General features: G+C 58.7%; 17 protein-coding genes. 7 read left to right on the top strand and 10 right to left on the bottom strand.

Annotation, left to right across the window (positions count from 1 at the left end):
- Window positions 1-28: 28 nt before the first annotated feature.
- From AQ621_RS06565 to AQ621_RS06555, 3 genes are all read left to right on the top strand, one after another.
- Complete coding sequence (locus AQ621_RS06565; protein ID WP_058340768.1) at window positions 29-940, top strand: XrtA system polysaccharide deacetylase; 912 nt, start codon at window positions 29-31, stop codon at window positions 938-940.
- A gap of 20 nt (window positions 941-960) precedes the next feature.
- Complete coding sequence (locus AQ621_RS06560; protein WP_058340767.1) at window positions 961-2004, top strand: ExeA family protein; 1044 nt, start codon at window positions 961-963, stop codon at window positions 2002-2004.
- Between the two features lie 220 nt (window positions 2005-2224).
- Entirely contained in the window at window positions 2225-2962 is a 738-nt protein-coding gene (locus AQ621_RS06555; RefSeq protein ID WP_058340766.1) for a THxN family PEP-CTERM protein, read from the top strand.
- A 59-nt stretch (window positions 2963-3021) separates the two neighbouring features.
- Here the strand turns inward: AQ621_RS06555 and prpF are convergent, their stop codons facing one another.
- The 5 genes from prpF to AQ621_RS06530 all read right to left on the bottom strand — a co-directional run bounded on the left by prpF (window position 3022) and on the right by AQ621_RS06530 (window position 9937).
- Window positions 3022-4200, bottom strand: a complete 1179-nt coding sequence (gene prpF / locus AQ621_RS06550) for a 2-methylaconitate cis-trans isomerase PrpF (protein ID WP_058340765.1) — start codon at window positions 4198-4200, stop codon at window positions 3022-3024.
- A gap of 236 nt (window positions 4201-4436) precedes the next feature.
- The gene (gene acnD, locus AQ621_RS06545; RefSeq protein ID WP_058340764.1) at window positions 4437-7061 is read right to left on the bottom strand and encodes a Fe/S-dependent 2-methylisocitrate dehydratase AcnD; all 2625 of its coding nucleotides are present in this window, start codon (window positions 7059-7061) and stop codon (window positions 4437-4439) included.
- A gap of 13 nt (window positions 7062-7074) precedes the next feature.
- Window positions 7075-8208, bottom strand: coding sequence for a bifunctional 2-methylcitrate synthase/citrate synthase (gene prpC, locus AQ621_RS06540; RefSeq protein ID WP_058340763.1), 1134 nt, complete (start codon window positions 8206-8208; stop codon window positions 7075-7077).
- Between the two features lie 143 nt (window positions 8209-8351).
- Window positions 8352-9239, bottom strand: a complete 888-nt coding sequence (gene prpB, locus AQ621_RS06535) for a methylisocitrate lyase (RefSeq protein ID WP_058340762.1) — start codon at window positions 9237-9239, stop codon at window positions 8352-8354.
- Between the two features lie 17 nt (window positions 9240-9256).
- Window positions 9257-9937, bottom strand: coding sequence for a GntR family transcriptional regulator (locus AQ621_RS06530; protein WP_058340984.1), 681 nt, complete (start codon window positions 9935-9937; stop codon window positions 9257-9259).
- 231 nt (window positions 9938-10168) lie between these two features.
- Here AQ621_RS06530 and galU point away from each other — a divergent pair, with 231 nt between their 5' ends.
- Complete coding sequence (gene galU / locus AQ621_RS06525; RefSeq protein ID WP_058340761.1) at window positions 10169-11005, top strand: UTP--glucose-1-phosphate uridylyltransferase GalU; 837 nt, start codon at window positions 10169-10171, stop codon at window positions 11003-11005.
- Window positions 11006-11023: 18 nt separating this feature from the next.
- On the opposite strand, the gene AQ621_RS06520 is transcribed toward galU, so the two are convergent.
- A complete protein-coding gene (locus AQ621_RS06520) occupies window positions 11024-11440 on the bottom strand; it encodes a helix-turn-helix domain-containing protein (RefSeq protein WP_058340760.1) in 417 nt (138 codons plus the stop codon).
- 119 nt (window positions 11441-11559) lie between these two features.
- On the opposite strand from AQ621_RS06520, the gene AQ621_RS06515 reads away from it, so the two are divergent.
- Complete coding sequence (locus AQ621_RS06515) at window positions 11560-12432, top strand: RibD family protein (RefSeq protein WP_058340759.1); 873 nt, start codon at window positions 11560-11562, stop codon at window positions 12430-12432.
- Here AQ621_RS06515 and AQ621_RS06510 read toward each other — a convergent pair whose 3' ends face one another.
- The 4 genes from AQ621_RS06510 to AQ621_RS06495 are packed head-to-tail and all read right to left on the bottom strand — an operon-like array spanning window position 12433 to window position 16662.
- The gene (locus AQ621_RS06510) at window positions 12433-13380 is read right to left on the bottom strand and encodes a lysylphosphatidylglycerol synthase transmembrane domain-containing protein (RefSeq protein WP_082640927.1); all 948 of its coding nucleotides are present in this window, start codon (window positions 13378-13380) and stop codon (window positions 12433-12435) included. It lies immediately after the preceding gene.
- Complete coding sequence (locus tag AQ621_RS06505; protein ID WP_058340758.1) at window positions 13365-15284, bottom strand: glycosyltransferase; 1920 nt, start codon at window positions 15282-15284, stop codon at window positions 13365-13367. Before AQ621_RS06505 ends, AQ621_RS06510 begins: the two co-directional genes overlap by 16 nt.
- Window positions 15271-15669 carry a 6-pyruvoyl trahydropterin synthase family protein gene (locus AQ621_RS06500; protein WP_058340757.1) on the bottom strand — a complete coding sequence of 133 codons (399 nt, stop codon included), beginning with the start codon at window positions 15667-15669 and terminating at the stop codon, window positions 15271-15273. Before AQ621_RS06500 ends, AQ621_RS06505 begins: the two co-directional genes overlap by 14 nt.
- 12 nt (window positions 15670-15681) lie before the next feature.
- Complete coding sequence (locus tag AQ621_RS06495; RefSeq protein ID WP_058340756.1) at window positions 15682-16662, bottom strand: zinc-dependent alcohol dehydrogenase; 981 nt, start codon at window positions 16660-16662, stop codon at window positions 15682-15684.
- A 111-nt stretch (window positions 16663-16773) separates the two neighbouring features.
- On the opposite strand from AQ621_RS06495, the gene AQ621_RS06490 reads away from it, so the two are divergent.
- Together AQ621_RS06490 and AQ621_RS06485 are read left to right on the top strand one after the other, a co-directional pair.
- Window positions 16774-17517, top strand: coding sequence for a CDP-alcohol phosphatidyltransferase family protein (locus AQ621_RS06490; protein ID WP_058340755.1), 744 nt, complete (start codon window positions 16774-16776; stop codon window positions 17515-17517).
- Window positions 17498-18100: a YceI family protein gene (locus tag AQ621_RS06485; protein ID WP_058340754.1), complete on the top strand. Its 603-nt coding sequence runs from the start codon at window positions 17498-17500 to the stop codon at window positions 18098-18100. Before AQ621_RS06490 ends, AQ621_RS06485 begins: the two co-directional genes overlap by 20 nt.
- Window positions 18101-18213 lie beyond the last annotated feature (113 nt).

The raw sequence follows: 18213 nt of genomic DNA, 5'->3' as shown, positions 1-18213 counted from the left end.
GTGCAAGTCATACAGGGAAGGAACTCCTATGCCAGACCGGATGCCGTCTGACCAGCCGCTACACGCCATGAGCATAGATGTGGAAGATTATTTCCACGTCGCAGCGCTATCCGGTGTAATAAAACCGGAACAGTGGCCAACCTTGCCTTCCCGTGTGGAACAGAACACCCGCAAGCTTCTTGATCTGTTCGAACGGCACCAGGTCAAGGCAACCTTCTTTGTGCTGGGCTGGGTAGCGGAACACTACCCGGAACTGGTTCGGGAGATTGATCGCGCAGGCCATGAGATTGCCTCCCACGGCTATAGTCACCAGCTGATTTACCGGCAATCTCCGGAAACCTTCCGGCAGGAAACCCGGCGTTCCAAAGCCCTTCTTGAAGACCTTACCGGCAAAGCGGTGCACGGCTACCGGGCCGCCAGCTATTCCATCACCAAGGATTCGCTGTGGGCCCTCGACATCCTTGCTGAATGCGGTTTTCGCTGGGACTCCAGCATCTTTCCGGTCAGGCATGACAACTACGGTATCCCCGGCTCACCCCGGGCGCCTTACACCATCCGTACGGATAACGGGGCCTTGTTACAGGAATTTCCTCTAACCACAGCTCGGGTACTCGGCTTACCGGTTCCGGCAGCGGGTGGCGGCTATTTCCGCCAGTTCCCATACCCGCTGTTCCGCTATCTGTTCAACAACGCCTCCGGCAACGGCCATCGCCCCCAGATGTTCTATCTCCACCCCTGGGAGGTCGACCCGGAGCAACCCAGGTTTAATAACGCCAGCTGGTTCTCCCGGTTCCGCCACTACACCAATCTGGACAAGTGCGAGCAGCGGCTGGAGCAACTGCTGCAGGATTTCCGCTTCAGCACCGTCAGCGAGAGCTTCCGCGCCTACAGCCCGGAGCGGCAAACCCTCAGCACCCGGCAGATTCTCGGCATAGCCTGAGTATTCCACAGGAATTGACTATGTACCTGGACTTCTTCGGACTACATCGACACCCCTTCCGCATCACCCCGGAAGACGACTTCATCTATATGAGCCAGCAGCATTCGCGGGCCTATGTGTACATGTCTTCTGCTATCTGGAGTTCGGAAGGTTTTGTGGTGATCAGTGGCGAGATTGGTTCGGGCAAGACCACTCTGCTGAAGAAAACCATCCGCAACCTGGAAGGCAACCTCAAGCTGCTGAACATCTCCTACACCAACCTGGAATCCCGGGACCTGTTTGCCCTGATCCTGCGCAAGGCCGGGCTGGAAGTGAAAGACGACACCAAGGTGGCCATGCTGTTCCAGATTACCGAGTATCTGGAGAGCATGGCGCGGGAAGGCACCCCGGTGGTGCTGACCATCGATGAAGCCCAGAACCTGACCCGTGAAAACCTGGAAGATATCCGCATGCTCACCGGCATGGAGAGTATGGGCGGGCCATCCATGCGGGTCATCCTGCTCGGCCAGCCGGAACTGAGACAGGCCATAACATCGATTCCTCAATTGGCCCAGCGGGTAAAACTGTTTTTCCACCTCGAGGGCCTCACTCCGGCAGAAACCGCCGAGTATATTGATTACCGGCTACTGGTTTCCGGCCATGGTGGCAACAAACTGTTCGATGAAGAAACGGTGCGGGAGATTCACAAAATCAGCGGCGGCATTCCCAGGCTGATCAATAAACTGTGCGACGGCATGCTGATGTGCGCCTACTCCGAAGACCGACCGTTTATTGACCCGCACGACCTGAACTCTATTCGTACCGAGATACTGGGCGAAGAGCCGGTGCGCAAGAAGCCCCGCTCCGGGTACCGTCCACAAACAACCCCCGCCTACCCCACCCCGCCACCTTCGACCACCGGCCCTGAGGCTGCACCATCAAACTCTGAGCGTAGCCTGGACCGCATCGCCAGTGCGCTGGAAAAAATCGAGGCCCAATTGACCAGGTTATTCCCTGACGGGCACACAGACGACAGCTTCAAAAAATCCCTGGACAACCTGACCAGCCTGATCCGAAAGAAATAGCCCCCCCTGAGGCGCTCGCTTGCCAGTCCCGGCCGCAACTGTCCGCTTTCTTTACAACTTACAAGCAGTATTCGCGGGAATGCGAGGCTATCGCTGCCTCAGGAGCCTGATTAAATTCGGAAAGTTCCCCCTTGGTACGGGCAGTGCTGGTGATGTGTGGGCGTCCAGTTATTCGTGGACCAAGGAGTAGAAACAAGGCTTTTGCCAGTGAGGGAACATTATGAACAGGAAAATTTTAATGGCAGGCATGGCTGCCGCAGCATTAACAACAGGGGCCGCATCAGCAGCTACGATTGACATCAACAACGTGGTCGGCACCTGGACAGCAACCAACCCAGGGTCACCTCCTATTAATATCGTTGGATCGGGCGAAGAAATTCGTTGGGGGTCAGGTTCTAGTGGTCCGAGCGGTTATCGCTTTGACTCTGTCACCCCTCCCCCTGTCTTGGGCATTGCTGAGGAGGTGGCTTTTGACCTGGGTACGTTTACCCATTTCAACAACCCGATTTCTGCAAATTCCGCATCGCTGCTTTCAGCAACACTTGAGGTTGTGACGGACCTGGAGATAGACAGCACCCAGTATTCGATAACCTCGTACTTCGATTTTCTGCACAATGAAACACCCAACGCGGCGAACCCTTGTGCTGACGGCGGGGGTCAGGGTTCGGGAGTAAACTCAAACGGCTGCGCAGACCAGGTCACCTTTAGCCTGAATGTGGGAGCCTCCGACAGCATTTCGATCGGAGGGGTCGATTACTACATCGACATTCTTGGCTTCTTCTACAGTGGCGAATTGGCCGATGACTTCTGGACCGTGGAAGACGCAACCAACGTGGCAACCCTCAGGGGCGTGTTCACCTCCGACGTTGCGGACGTCCCGGAACCCGGCACTCTGGCTTTGCTGGGTCTGGGCCTCGCGGGCCTCGGCCTGAGAAGGAAATTCCGCCAGGCCGCCTGACACGTTCTGTGTAGGCAAATCCAGTACCGCCCCGGGGCTCCGGGGCGGTACTGCGTTGCTCAGAAGGTATCGCCGGGCACCCTCACCCAACCTTCCATGATAACCCGCGCACTGCGGCTCATGATGGCCTTGGTGGCAGTCCATTCGCCGTTCACTTCTTTCGCTTCAGCACCCACGCCCAGAGTTCCGGACGGGTGGCCGAACGTCACTTCGGTACGGTCACCGCCGCCGGCGGCCAGGTTCACCAGTGTTCCGGGAATCGCGGAAGCCGTTGCGATAGCGACGGCTGCGGTACCCATCATGGCGTGGTGAAGCTTGCCCATAGACAAGGCGCGAACCAGCACGTCGATATCCGCCGCATTGATCTGCTTGCCGCTGGAAGACACATAATCCGCCGGCCTGGCCACAAACGCCACCTTCGGCGTGTGTTGACGGTTAGCCGCCTCGGCAACATCCTTGATCAGGCCCATTTTCACTGCGCCGTGGGCACGGATGGTCTCGAACATGGCCAGCGCTTTCGGGTCGCTGTTGATGTCGTTCTGCAGCTCCGTGCCTTTATAACCGATGTCTTCCGCATTCAGGAAGATGGTCGGTATTCCGGCGTTGATCATGGTCGCTTTCAGGGTTCCGATACCCGGCACGTCCAGGTCATCCACCAGGTTGCCGGTGGGGAACATGGAACCCTCACCATCGGCCGGATCCATGAATTCGATCTTCACTTCCGCAGCCGGGAAGGTTACGCCATCCAGTTCGAAATCACCGGTCTCCTGCACTTCACCGTTGGTGATGGGCACATGGGCCACGATGGTTTTCTTGATGTTGGCCTGCCAGATGCGCACCGTGCAGATACCGTTTTCAGGAATCCGCTCTTTGGCAACAAATCCGCTGTTAATGGCGAAGGCGCCAACAGCAGCAGTGAGATTGCCGCAGTTACCACTCCAGTCCAAAAACGGCTTGTCGATCGCCACCTGGCCGAACAGGTAGTCCACATCGTGGTCCGGCTGCGTCGGCGCGGCCAGAATCACCGTTTTGCTGGTACTGGAGGTGGCGTTACCCAGGCCGTCGATCTGCTTTTCGTAGGGATCGGGACTGCCGATCACCCGAAGCAGCAGCTTGTCGCGGGCCTCGCCGGGCACCTGGCAGGCTTCCGGCAGGTCTTGCAGGCGGAAAAACGCGCCTTTACTGGTACCGCCACGCATGTAGGTGGCTGGAACCTTGATCTGTGGAGGAAAACTCATGGTATCGCCTCTTGTAGAAAAAGACTTTTTGGCCACGGAATCCACGGAAAAACACGGAAAAATAAAAGACGTAAAGATTTTTTTGCCACGAAACCCACTAAAGAACACGAAATTAAAGAGAAAGAAATTTTAATTTTTCAGTCAGTCATCTTTGTTCGTGTTCTTTAGTGGATTTCGTGGCAAATCATTCTTCTTTTTTCCGTGTCCTTCCGTGGATTCCGTGGCCAATCAGGTCTTTAAGCCGCGCCTTCGGAGGCCAGGAAGTTCTGGGCGAAGCGCTGCAGTACGCCGCCTGCGGAGTACACGGTGACTTCTTCCGCGGTATCCAGTCGGCAGATTACCGGTACCCGGTCTTCTTCACCGGTCTTGCGGTGGATGACCAGTTCCAGCTTCGCACCCGGGGCTGCGGCACCTTCTACGTCGTAGGTTTCCGTGCCGTCCAGCTGCAGGGTCTGGCGTGTGGTGCCTTCCTCGAACTGCAGGGGCATTACACCCATGCCGATCAGGTTGGTACGGTGAATGCGCTCGAAGCCTTCAGCAACGATGGCTTCCACACCCGCCAGGGCAACACCCTTGGCGGCCCAGTCACGGGAAGAACCCTGACCATAGTCGGCGCCGGCGATGATGATCAGCGGCTGCTTGCGCTCCATGTAGGTTTCAATGGCTTCCCACATGCGCATGGTCTTGCCTTCCGGCTCAACACGGGCCAGGGAGCCCTGCACCACTTCGCCGTTTTCGTCCCGAACCATTTCGTTGAACAGTTTCGGGTTGGCCAGGGTGGCACGCTGGGCGGTCAGGTGATCACCACGGTGGGTGGCGTAGGAGTTAAAGTCTTCCTCCGGCAGGCCCATCTTGTGCAGGTATTCACCGGCGGCGGAGTCCATCATGATGGCGTTGGACGGTGACAGGTGGTCAGTGGTGATGTTATCCGGCAGGATCGCCAGCGGGCGCATGCCCTTGAGCTGGCGCTCAGCCGCCATGGTGCCTTCCCAGTACGGCGGGCGGCGAATGTAGGTGGACTGAGGGCGCCACTCGTACAGCGGGCTCTTAGCCTGCTCGGCTTCATCCAGGTTGAACATCGGGATGTACACCTGCTTGAACTGCTCCGGCTTAACGAATTCGCCAACAATGCGGTCGATTTCTTCATCAGACGGCCACAGGTCTTTCAGGGTGACCGGCTTGCCGTCCTTGTCGTAGCCCAGGGCGTCCTGTTCGATATCGAAACGCACAGTACCGGCGATGGCGTAGGCCACAACCAGTGGCGGAGACGCCAGGAACGCCTGCTTGGCGTAGGGGTGAATCCGGCCGTCGAAGTTGCGGTTACCAGACAACACCGCAGTGGAGTACAGGTCGCGGTCGATGATTTCTTTTTGGATTTTCGGGTCCAGCGCACCAGACATACCGTTACAGGTGGTGCAGGCGTAGGCCACGATACCGAAGCCCAGTTTTTCCATTTCCGGCAGCAGGCCGGCTTCTTCCAGGTACAGGCGGGCAACCTTGGAGCCCGGTGCGAAGGAAGATTTCACCCAGGGCTTGCGCACCAGCCCCAGCTCGTTGGCTTTCTTGGCCAGCAGGCCGGCAGCCACCACGTTGCGGGGGTTGGAGGTGTTGGTGCAGGAAGTGATCGCAGCGATGATCACCGCGCCATCGGGCATCAGGCCCTTCTTCTCTTCTTCCAGGGCCTTGTCCAGGTTCACGGCAATGCCGCGGTCGTGCAGGTCGGAAGTGGCCACACGGCGGTGCGGGTTAGACGGGCCAGCCACGTTACGCACAACGGTTGAAAGATCAAACTCCAGCACACGCTCGTACTGGGCTTCGGTCATTTCAGTCGCCCACAGGCCGGTTTCTTTAGCGTACTTCTCAACCAGGTCTACCTGCTCGGGCTCACGGCCGGTCAGCTTCAGGTAGTCAATGGTCTGCTCGTCGATGTAGAACATCGCGGCGGTGGCACCGTATTCCGGAGTCATGTTGGAAATGGTGGCACGGTCGCCGATAGTCAGGCTGGAAGCGCCTTCGCCGAAGAATTCCAGGTAAGCACCAACAACGCGTTCCTTACGCAGGAACTCGGTAATGGCCAGGACGATATCGGTGGCAGTGATGCCCGGCTGGCGCTTGCCAGTCAGCTTCACACCCACGATATCCGGAAGGCGCATCATGGAAGGCTGGCCCAGCATAACGGTTTCTGCTTCCAGGCCACCCACGCCCACAGCAATAACACCCAGGGCATCAATGTGCGGGGTGTGGCTGTCGGTACCTACGCAGGTGTCCGGGAAGGCGATCGGATGGCCGTCTTCGTCCGGGCGGTTCTGGATCACCGGAGACATTTTCTCCAGGTTGATCTGGTGCATGATGCCGTTACCGGCCGGAATCACATCCACGTTACGGAACGCGGTGCGGGTCCAGTTGATAAAGTGGAAACGGTCTTCGTTGCGGCGGTCTTCGATGGCACGGTTCTTTTCGAACGCGTCCGGATCAAAGCCCGGTGCTTCCACCGCCAGGGAGTGATCCACGATCAGCTGGGTGGGCACCACCGGGTTAACTTTAGAAGGATCACCGCCCTTCTCCGCGATGGCATCACGCAGGCCGGCCAGGTCTACCAGGGCAGTCTGGCCCAGGATGTCGTGGCACACCACACGGGCCGGGTACCAGGGAAAGTCCAGGTCACGGCGGCGCTCGATCAGCTGCTTCAGGGAATCGGTCAGGGATTCCTTGTCACAACGACGCACCAGCTGCTCGGCCAGGATCTTGGAGGTGTACGGCAGCTTGGCGTAGGAGCCCGGCTGAATGGCCTCTATCGCCTGGCGGGTGTCGTAGTATTCCAGGTCAGTGCCTGGAAGGGCTTTTCTGAATTCGGTATTCATGGTTTAAAACCTCTTAAGAACGCTCACCAATCGGCAACCAATCCTGGTGCTCAGGGCCAGTGTATTCGGCACTCGGGCGGATGATGCGGTTGTTGGCGCGTTGCTCTTTTACGTGGGCAGTCCAGCCGGAAACCCGGGACATTACGAAGATCGGGGTGAACAGCTCGGTCGGGATGCCCATGAAGTGATAGGCAGATGCGTGGAAGAAGTCGGCGTTACAGAACAGCTTCTTCTCGCGCCACATAACTTCTTCGCAGCGAACAGATACCGGGTACAGCACGGTGTCGCCCACTTCCTTGGCCAGCTTCTCGGACCACTTCTTGATAATGGCGTTGCGCGGGTCGGATTCGCTGTAGATAGCGTGCCCGAAGCCCATGATTTTCTCTTTGCGCTCTAGCATACCCATCAGGCCGGCTTCGGCTTCTTCCGGAGTCTGGAACTTCTGGATCAGCTCCATGGCCGCTTCGTTAGCACCGCCGTGCAGCGGGCCACGCAGGGAACCGATGGCGCCGGTTACGCAGCTGTGGATGTCAGACAGCGTGGAGGCACATACGCGCGCGGTGAAGGTAGACGCGTTGAATTCGTGCTCGGCGTACAGAATCAGGGAAACGTTCATCACCTGCTCGTGCAGCTCGCTCGGCTTCTTGCCGTGCAGCAACTCCAGGAACACGCCGCCGATGGAATCACTTTCGGTGTTGGCGGTGTCGATACGCACGCCTTCGTGGGCGAAGCGGTACCAGTAGGTGATGATGGCCGGGAACACCGCCAGCATACGGTCGATCTTGTCGTCCTGCTCGCTGAAGTCCTGCTCGGTTTCCAGGTTACCCAGCATGGAGCAACCGGTTCGCATGACGTCCATCGGGTGGGCGTCTTTGGGGATCTGCTCCAGCACCAGTTTCAGGGCATCCGGCAGGGTGCGCAGGCTTTTGAGCTTGGCCTTGTAGGCATCCAGCTCGGCCTGGTTCGGCAGCTTGCCACGCAGCAGCAGGTAGGCCACTTCTTCGAACTGGGCGTTGTCAGCCAGGTCGGTGATGTCATAGCCGCGGTAGGTCAGGCCGGTACCGGTTTTGCCAACGGTACACAGGGCAGTTTCGCCAGCTACCTGGCCGCGCAGGCCTGCTCCACCTAGTTTCTTTGCTTCAGCCATGTTGGTCTCCCGTAGTTTCTGTTTTGTTCGTTTTAATTAAATCAAGCGATGTCAGGAGTTCGGCAGGAGGTCTGACCCCGAGTTCGACAGGGGTCTGACCCCGAAGGGGGTCAGACCCCCTAACTCCAACCTTTTCAGTTCACTCAGTCTTTCTTCTGGGCAAACAGCTGGTCCAGCTTCTGCTCGAAATCGTGGTAGTTCAGGAAATCGTACAGCTCCATACGGGTCTGCATCAGGTCTACCACGTCTTTCTGATCGCCCTTCTCGAGGATGTTCTGGTACACCGTCAGCGCGGCCTTGTTCATGGCGCGGAAGGCGCTCAGCGGGTACAGCACCATGGCGGCGCCGGCTTCGGCCAGTTCAGACTTGTTGTACAGCGGCGTGGCACCGAATTCGGTGATGTTAGCCAGGATCGGCGCATCGATGGCTTCGGCGAACGCTTTGTAGTCGCTCAGCTCGTGCACTGCTTCGGCGAAGATACCGTCTGCACCGGCTTCAATGCAGGCCTTGGCGCGGTCGATAGCAGCTTCCAGACCTTCTTTCTGGAAGGCATCGGTACGGGCCATGATGAAGAAGTCTTTGTCTTCCCGGGCATCGGCAGCAGCCTTGATGCGGTCAACCATTTCCTCTTTGGAAACGATTTCCTTGTTCGGGCGGTGACCACAGCGTTTCTGGGCAACCTGGTCTTCGATATGAACCGCAGCAGCACCGGCGCGTTCCATTTCACGGATAGTACGGCCGATGTTGAAGGCTCCGCCCCAACCGGTGTCGATATCCACCAGCAGCGGTACGTCTGTGGCGGCCGTAATGCGGCGCACATCTTCCACCACATCGTTCATGGTGGTCATGCCCAGGTCAGGCAGACCATAGGAGGCGTTAGCCACACCACCACCGGAAAGGTAAATGGCCTGGTGACCTACCCGCTCTGCCATCATGGCGGCGTAGGCATTGATAGTACCAACAATTTGCAGCGGCTGGTTTTCTTTCAGGGCCTTGCGGAAACGGGCACCAGGGGAGAGTTTGTTAGCCATGTCATTTACCTCTTTTTTCAGATAGTTAGAACGCCTTCTTGAATCTTTTTCTCAATATTCTTGCGGGCGGCGTTGATGTGTCTTTTCATCAGGAATTCGGCGAGTTCTCCATCACGCTGGGCAATGGCTTCGACGATACGGCGGTGTTCACCCAGCGCCATGTGCGGGCGCCCGGCGGAGGTGCTTAACCGGTAACGGTACATGCGCACCATGTAATAAAGGTCGCCCAGCAGCATCTGGGCCAGCTTTGTATTGCGACTGCCGGTGGCAATCCGGTGGTGGAAATCGTAGTCACCTTCAGCCTGGTAATAAGCTTGCCCCTGAGCTTCTTCTATCATCTTTTCATGACTGTCCAGGGTCGCTTTCAAGTCACGGATTTCCTCATCGGTCATCCGCTCGGCAGCCTGGCGCGCCGCCAGCCCTTCCATCACTTCGCGAATCCGGTAGAGTTCAATCAGCTCATCAGCGCTGACAGACACCACCTTAACCCCGGCATGGGGCCGGCGAACCAGCAGGCCGCGAGACTCCAGCCGGCCCAGTGCTTCACGCAGCGGGCCCCGGGTCAGGTTAAAGCGGGAGCACAGCTCTACCTCACCGATCTTCTCACCGGGCGCAAGGTCTCCGGTAACAATAGCAGTTTGCAGACAATCAAAAGCCTCATCGGCGCGGGTTAACGATTGAATCGCAGGCTGGCTCATAGGTTTGTTAACAATATCTGTTGAATTGTTCTGGAATTTACGCATCAAACCCCGGATTGTCAACAATACTGATTTTCTGGTTAGACTATTTGCTAACAATGACTGCGACCTTTATTACACAGGGCTACCGGAACACCCACGCGCCCTCCCCCTTGCCCGACAAGTCCGGTAAACTCTCGGACTTGTGAATCATTTTCTGTGTATCACCGGATCAATACTAAGGACGCCCACATGATCAGGAAGTGCCTGTTCCCCGTTGCCGGCTACGGCACCCGCTTTCTTCCGGCCACCAAGGCCATGCCCAAGGAAATCCTGCCGGTTGTTAACAAACCGCTGGTGCAGTACGGGGTAGAAGAAGCGGCTGATGCCGGAATCCACGAATTCGGATTTGTAACCGGCCGGGGCAAGCGTGCGATCGAAGACCATTTCGATATCAGCTACGAGCTGGAGCACCAGATTGCCGGCTCCGGCAAAGAAGGCCTGCTCACCTCGATCCGGGACCTGATCGACAACAACACCTTTGCCTTCACCCGCCAGAACGAGATGAAGGGGTTGGGCCACGCCATCCTCACCGGCCGCAACCTGGTGGGCGACAACCCGTTTGCCGTGGTGCTCGCGGATGACTTTTGCGTGGGCCCGGAAGACGGCGAGGGCGTGCTGACCCAGATGGTGAAACTGTATAACCAGTTCCGCTGCTCCATCGTGGCGATCGAAGAAGTGCCGCAGGACGAAACCCACAAATACGGCGTGATTGCCGGTGAGTCCATGAAAGACGGCCTGTACCGCATCACCGACATGGTGGAAAAGCCGGCCCCGGAAGATGCGCCCAGCAACCTGGCGATCATTGGCCGTTACATCCTGACTCCGGACATTTTCGACATCCTGGAGCGCACGCCTCCAGGCAAGAACGGCGAAGTCCAGATTACCGATGCCCTGCTGGAGCAGGCGAAGAATGGCTGTGTGCTGGCGTACCAGTTCAAGGGCCAGCGTTTTGACTGCGGCAGCATTGATGGCTTTGTAGAGGCCACCAACTACGTTTACGAGAACATCTACAAGAAAGAGAACTAAAAGCGGAATCCGGGGCGCCTAGCGCCCCAGCAACTGCAGAACCATGCGCCGGTTATCGTCTGTTGTCTTGCGGAACCGGCGCAGCAGTTCCGCCTCGCCGTCTGTCAGCTGAACCCGGCTGATTTCCTGCTCCAGCTCCTGCAGCGCTACCGAAAGATCATCACTGTTACTGAAGGCCAGGCCTGGCAGCTCCAGCTGGTCACTGTCTCCGGCCTCTTCCATATCGAGCAGCTGTTCAAGGGGCGTCTCGGTCCTGAGACACAGATCCAGCAATTCGGTAACCCCGGGAAAGCCCCGCTGGCGGGCATCTTCCGCCTCCCAGCTGCGCACCCGCGCCTCGTCTACACCGCAGATTTCAGCAATATCGGCCAAAGACAGCTGCCCCTGCTCCCTTACATGCCGCAGGCGCCTGTTGAACGATTGCAGGTAGCGCATGTCTCAATGCCCCTGAAAATTTGAGAAAAAGTGAATCAATTTGAAAATGTAGCGTACCTACAGCTTTGTACACAATGTTCCTATACTGAAATCACAACAAACATACACGCAGGTAGCCCATGGTCAGGAACGCACTGGACACCGACATCGCATGGCAGCTGATACTCGACGCCGCCAACCGCAGCAACATCACCTTGCCGGCGCCGGGCTCTGATCAACCCGCCCTGAAAATCAACGGCAAAAGCTGGGAGCTGGTACAACCCGCCAGCGAACAGGTGCACAGTCTGTTTTCCTTATTCATGCCCCTGTGCCGGCCGCTGGAAGACGCCAGCAGCATCCGGGTGATTGGCCAGTTAGGCCAGAGCCTGGATGGCCGCATCGCCACCGTGACCGGCTGTTCCCGGTTTATCAATGGCGACGACGGCATTACCCACCTGCACCGGATCCGTGCCCTCTGTGACGCGGTTGTAGTGGGCGCAGGTACTGCCAGCACAGACAACCCCCGGCTGACCGTTCGCCGCGCACCCGGCCGGAACCCGGTACGGGTGGTGATCGACCGCCACGAACGGGTACCGGCAAGCCATCACCTGTTTACCGACAAAGCGGCCCCTACTCTGCACCTGGTTGCCGGGCACTATCAGCCGGGCCAGCAGCGCATAGAGCCCGGTGCCGTCACCCGGGTGCCCTGCCTGGGCAGCAGCAGCGACACGCAACCGGTCGACCCCAAACATATTCTCCGGGTGTTACAGGACTTTGGCTTGCGCAAGATTTTTATCGAAGGCGGCGGCGTGACCGTGTCGTCGTTTCTGCGGGCCGGCCTGCTGGACCGGTTGCATGTGATGGTGGCGCCGATGATTATCGGCAGTGGCCGCCCGGCCTTTTCCCTGCCAGAGATTGACCAGCTTGATGAGGCCCTGCGACCGGAAGCTCAGCTGGTAAACCTGGGGAGCGATATGTTGTTTGACTTGTCTTTCTACCCGGACCGCAGCTGATCAACGCCCGGAAACCAGCACCAGGGCCCCGGGCAGGCTGGCCAGAAACACCATAGCACCATAACCCACACTCAGGGCCACACCCTGCTCCGCAGGCAGGCCGGCCAGCGGCCAGAGCAAAGCGGCGGCGCCCTCGCGAACGCCCCAACCGGAAATGGTGACAGGCACCGCCATCGCCAGCAAAAGCAACACACAGAGCCCGGCCAGCATCCAGGGTGACACGCCCTGCCCCAAGACATCCATATCCGCCGCCAGAAGCAGGAAGACCGCCAGGTAAGTACCCAGCACCAGCAGGGAGGTCAGGCACTGCAAGCAGGCATTGCGCCAGCCATAAAAAGCCTTCCGGAGATCTGCACCCAGGTTTCGCAAATAACTCCCTAGCCTGCTTCCATTTTTCCGGCGAAACATCAGGGAAGCACCCACACCAGCCAGCACCAGAGCCACCATGCCGGCCCCAGCGCTAAGTGACGTTCCAGCGTAAGCAGCCTGAAGTTCAAACCGGCCACCTAGCCACAACGCCGTCGTCGCCAGCACTGCCACCGGCAACAGCACCAACTGGCCAGACAAGCGCTCGAGCATCACAGCATGGATAATAGCCCTGGTGGGGTTGCCAGATAGCGGCTCACCCACCGGGGCCCGGGCATGCCGCCAGGCACGGTTCACATCCCCCATCACGCCGCCCGGCAAAACCTGGTTCAGGAAGCCGGCGAGATAGTACTCACGCATTGCCACCGGATACTTCAGGGAAACCCTGAGCCGGCGGGCGGTGAACCACCAGCGCCAGGCCGACAGCGCCACCTGTACCACCGATACCCCCAGCATCAGGGCAATGAAGGGCACAGAAAGTCTGGCCAGGGACGCTCGCAACGCCCCGGTATCCAATAGCGACAACACCAGCCCGAGTAAGGCCACCGTAACCAGCCATCGAAGGATCAGGCGGGTGGCCATGCCAGCAAGTCCTCGTGTTGAACGGAAATTCGCAGCTCGCCGGCAGCGAGTTGCTGTTTTCGGGCATGGAGCCAGCGATTGATTTCTGCCCCTGCCGAAGGCTGTTGTTCGCTCGCTGCCCGGGCCCAGCCCGTCATTAACAAAAGCGCCAGCTCCTGCTCGCCCGAATCCAGCTGCCAGGGGCTGGGCGCTACAGACACCTGGTAGCCAGTGGCCACCAGCAAGGCCCGCAGCCGGCGGGTGGCATCTGGCCCCAGTGCGGCACCGTTGCCCTTCTCGCCATGTTGATGCTGGTTGACCAGCGCCCGGAGCCTGTCGTCTGACGGGTGTTCAGGTGAAAGCTCAAAGCGCCCACTGTAGCTGAGCACAACATGAACAGCCGCATTGCGGGCAACCACGGCACGTACCAAAGCCTGCAACCATTCGTCACTGACCAGGTCAATCAATGCCGAAGCACAGACCAGGTCTGCATCTGGCGGCAGCGCATCCTGCATGTTGTTTGCAGACAGGCTTGCTGCGCTCAGGCTGACCGGCACGCCTGCACCCTGAACCCGCTCCGCAGCGGTGCCCGCCAGGCTGCCGTCAGGCTCAATCAGTGTCCAGTGCTGCGGTCCGGGTAGTCGGGGAGCCAGGTACACAGGGTTCGACCCCCTGCCAGTACCAATATCGACAAGGTGCAGGGGCCTGACGGTGCCTCGGGTACGCTGGTAACGATGCTGACGAACCCGTAGCCACGCCGCCAGCTGGTCTGTGAGTTTCGGGTTTCTTGCCCGGTGATCCGCCGGCTCCCTGGCCCTGAGCCAGTGATCATCAAAGCGCGCCGGGTTTGCCGTTTCTGCACCATCAAGGCCTGCAACGAAATCCCGTGCAGTGTCTCGCCAGCGCCGTATCCTTGCCCGGCTTTCGCGGGCGCCTGCCCTCAGGCGCGCCAGTTCGTCGGGGTTCTCAAGCAACCTCGACAGAGCCTGCCCAAGTGCACCTACGTCACCTGCCGGATACAACTGCACGCCCGATCGGGCACCGGTTTCCCTCAGTGCGCCGCCATCAGAGCTGAGTAGCGGCAGGCCGCAGGCCAGGGCCTCATCCACCACCATGCCGTAACCTTCATACACCGAGGGCAGTACAAACAGGTCAGCCTGCTGATAGGCATTCCACAACCCGGTTTCTGAAACCTCACCGGTCAGTCGAATACAGCCGGCCAGCCCCGATTCACGTATCTGCGCCTTTACCTCCGCCGAGTAAGTCGAGTCTCTCTGATCGCTGCCAAGCAGGGTGCATTGCCAGGGAGCCGTTGCCACACACGCCAGCGCCTGCACCAGCTGATCCTGGGCCTTGCGCCGGGACAAATGCCCCACACAAAGAATCCGCACAGGATCTGATGGATTTCGGGTTGGCGCCGAAGCCGTCGACAGGGCAAAGAATTCGTCATCAACGGCCGGCAAAGCCGCAGTCACCGAGGCCGCTGGCACCCCATAATGAGCCAGCCTGCCAGCCGTGTAATAGCTGGTGGTGAACACCTTGCAAACACAGGCGAGAGCCCGGGTTTCGGCATCTTTCAGCCAGGCTTGTTCAGCAGCTGACAAACCGGTTTCGTCCGCCAGTGGGTGGTGCACCAGCGCCATCAGATTTAACCGCTTTCGATGGCGCTCCAGCACCTCGGGCATTCCACCCATCGCCAAGCCGTCCAGAACAACGGATGCGCCCTCTGGCAACACTTTCAAATAGCGGTCCATGGCATTGATGGCTGTGCCATCCGGCCGGGGGAACTCGCCCTCCAGCCCATCAAGGTGAACCTTCAACCCTGTGTCTGCCAGGGCCTCAGCAAGTTTGCGTACATACCGGTAGCCCCCGGTGTTCTGTTGAGGGTCTCCGGGCACCACAAACCAGAGTTCAGATACCGGCATGGTAGCTGGCCCAGGCAATATGGGATTCGCTCAGGGTTACTTTCAGGCTGACCACACCCTTACCGTCTTCGCCCAACCGGCCGGCATGGATGGCTGCGGCCATGCGATCCAACACCACCTTGGCCATGAACTCGGTGGTGGTGTTGCGCCCGGCAAGTTCGGGCAAGTCGTCGAGATTCTTCATGTTAAATTCAGAAAGCACTTCTTTGAGCAGTTCTGAAGCCTGGCCGATGTCGACAATCAGGTCATTGCTGTCGAGCACATGGCGTTCAAAGGTAACATCCACCACATAAGTGGCACCGTGCAGCCCCTGGGCCGGGCCGAAAATATCTCCGTTAAAGCTATGGGCGATCATCATGTGATCGCGAACGGTCAAACTGAACATCGGATTTTCCTTTTAGTAAACAATACGATGGCAAAGTGCATCAGCACCGGGCCTGAGTATGTCGGCCGCTACCTGTGGAAGTACTTCAAAACGCGACTCACCGCTGATCAGAACATCCAGCTCCGGGGCAGCCAACAACTGCAGGGCCAGCGCCAGCCGCCTGCGATGATCCCAGCGCGGGCGCCGTTCCACGGGCAGCTGGCCAACCTGGCTGGATTTCAGCGTCAGGCGCCCGGGATGGAAGGCCTGCCCCAAGGGTACCTGAACGGGCTGGTCTCCATACCAGCTGAGTTCAATTACCCGTGCTTCTGCCCCCGCCAGGGCCAATGCCGTCGCCAACCCCGCAGGTTGGCCGGACGCGTGAATCACAAGGTCACAATCGGCAAAATCCGGTTCAGTGGAGAAAGCAAAGCCCAGCCGTTCGGCCACTGCCTGCCGTTGCCCGTTCGGGTCGATGGCCAGCAGTTCCACACCGGGAATCCGGCTAACCAGCCATGCCGCCAGTAGCCCAACCACACCCAGGCCAACCACCGCAACGCGATCCCCGACCGCCGGCTGGGCATCCCAGACACCGTTGACTGCTGTTTCCATATTGGCAGCCAGTATCGCCCTGGCCGGCGGCACTGCGGCAGGCACCGGAATAACGGCCTCGGCCGGCACGGAGTAACGCCGCTGGTGCGGGTAAAGGCAGAACACCGGTTGGCCTTGCAAGTCGGCTGGCCCATCAAGCACCTCGCCAACACTGGCGTAGCCATACTTAACCGGCCCGGGGAAACCACCCTCCTGAAACGGCGCCCGCATACGCTGATGCTCGGTAACCGGCACCCGCTGGTTGTACACCAGAGATTCAGTCCCCCGGCTGATCGCCGAATAAAGGGCCTGGACCACTACCCGCCTGGTTCCTGTCTGAGACCGTTCCGGCTCCGGGGCCGGCCGAAGTTCGGATGACTGAAACCCGGTTATCCAGAAGGCTTCGTTCTTATTTAATTGCATGGAGAGTCCATTTTCTGGTTGGCTGCGTACGCAAAAACAACATCCCCAAACTATAGTTAGAAAACGGGGCCTTGCTCACGCCACTTACAGGCTATACGGACGCAACGGCGTATGGATTCCATCAGCACCACAACCACGCCCACATCTACCACAGCGAGAGACCTCGTTGCTGGGGGCTTCACGCTTTTTGTGTTGGCGTTAACCCTGCAACTGGCAATCAGCCTGCCCGCCGGCTTTCTTGCGCTCAGTGCGGTGCTCTATGCAGTCCAGGGCGCACTGATCCTTCGTTACTGGCCGGGGCGAAAGCCTTTTGGCTGGGCCAACCGGGCTACCCTCGCCCGCTCAGTTATTGTACTGGTACTGATCGCCTGGGCGCCCTATCTCGGCGGGCAGGCGGCGCCGGCGTTGTGGACCTTCGCACTGCTCAGCCTGGGGGCGCTGATTCTTGATGGCGTGGATGGCAAGGTCGCCCGCGCCACCGGCAGCCACAGCGAATTCGGCGCCCGTTTTGATATGGAACTCGACGCGCTGTTCATCCTTGGGCTTTGCCTTGCCGTACTGGCGCTTGATAAGGCCGGCACCTGGGTGTTGGCCCTCGGCCTCATGCGTTACGCCTTTATTGCCGCCAGCCTTGGCTTTGGCTGGCTCAACGCCAACCTGCCAGACAGTTTTCGCCGCAAAACGGTTTGTGTCTGGCAGGTGGTTACCCTGATGGTCGCCGTTATTCCCATCATTCCACCGGTTTTTGCCAGCCTCACCCTCGGGCTTGCGCTTGTACTGCTTGCCTGGTCGTTTTTTGTGGACGTGCGCTGGCTCTATCAACGGAGACACAATCATGACTCTGCCAAACCTTAAAGCAATCACCGCCTCTGCCCTTCTGCTCCTGCCGCTGGCCCTGCAAGCGGAGCCCGCTAAATTTGTGGTGGATGAAGAGCATTTCTCCATGAGTTTCGAAATCATGCACGTGGGCTATGCCCCGGTTATGGGCATGTTCCGGGACGTTGAAGGAGAGTTTGAATACGACGAGGAAACCGGAGAGCTCAGCTCAGGCAAACTGATGTTCAAAGCTGCCAGCGTGTTCACCAACCACGAAAAACGTGATGACCACGTGCGTAACAAGGACTTCCTGAACGCCAGAGCTCATCCCGACATCACCTTTGTGGTCACCGGCTTTGAAAAAACCGGAGACGACACCGGCACCGTAACCGGCGATCTGACCCTCCTGGGCCAGACCCGCCCCGTGGACGTGGACGTTACCCTGAACAAAGCGGCGGAGTACCCCTTCGGCCATGAGGAGTACACGCTGGGCATCAGCGCAGAAACCGTCATCAAGCGCAGCGACTGGGGTATGACCTACGGTGTCGACAACGGCATGGTGGGTGATGAAGTAACCCTGCGGTTCGGTTTTGAAGCCATCAAAGACAGCGGCTGGTTTTGATTATTTTGCGAACAAGATCGCAAAATAAGCGTAAATCGCCGCAGTTCTGAGCTAATTTTTTGCCGTTTCGAACAATCCGATCCTATGGTTAAAAGTTAACCAGACCAACAACA

The sequence above is a fragment of the Marinobacter sp. P4B1 genome, assembly GCF_001447135.1.
In the GTDB taxonomy this organism is placed as follows: domain Bacteria; phylum Pseudomonadota; class Gammaproteobacteria; order Pseudomonadales; family Oleiphilaceae; genus Marinobacter; species Marinobacter vinifirmus.
The sequence above is the reverse complement of the archived record's forward strand: the minus strand, read 5'-3'. Positions and strand labels throughout refer to the sequence as shown.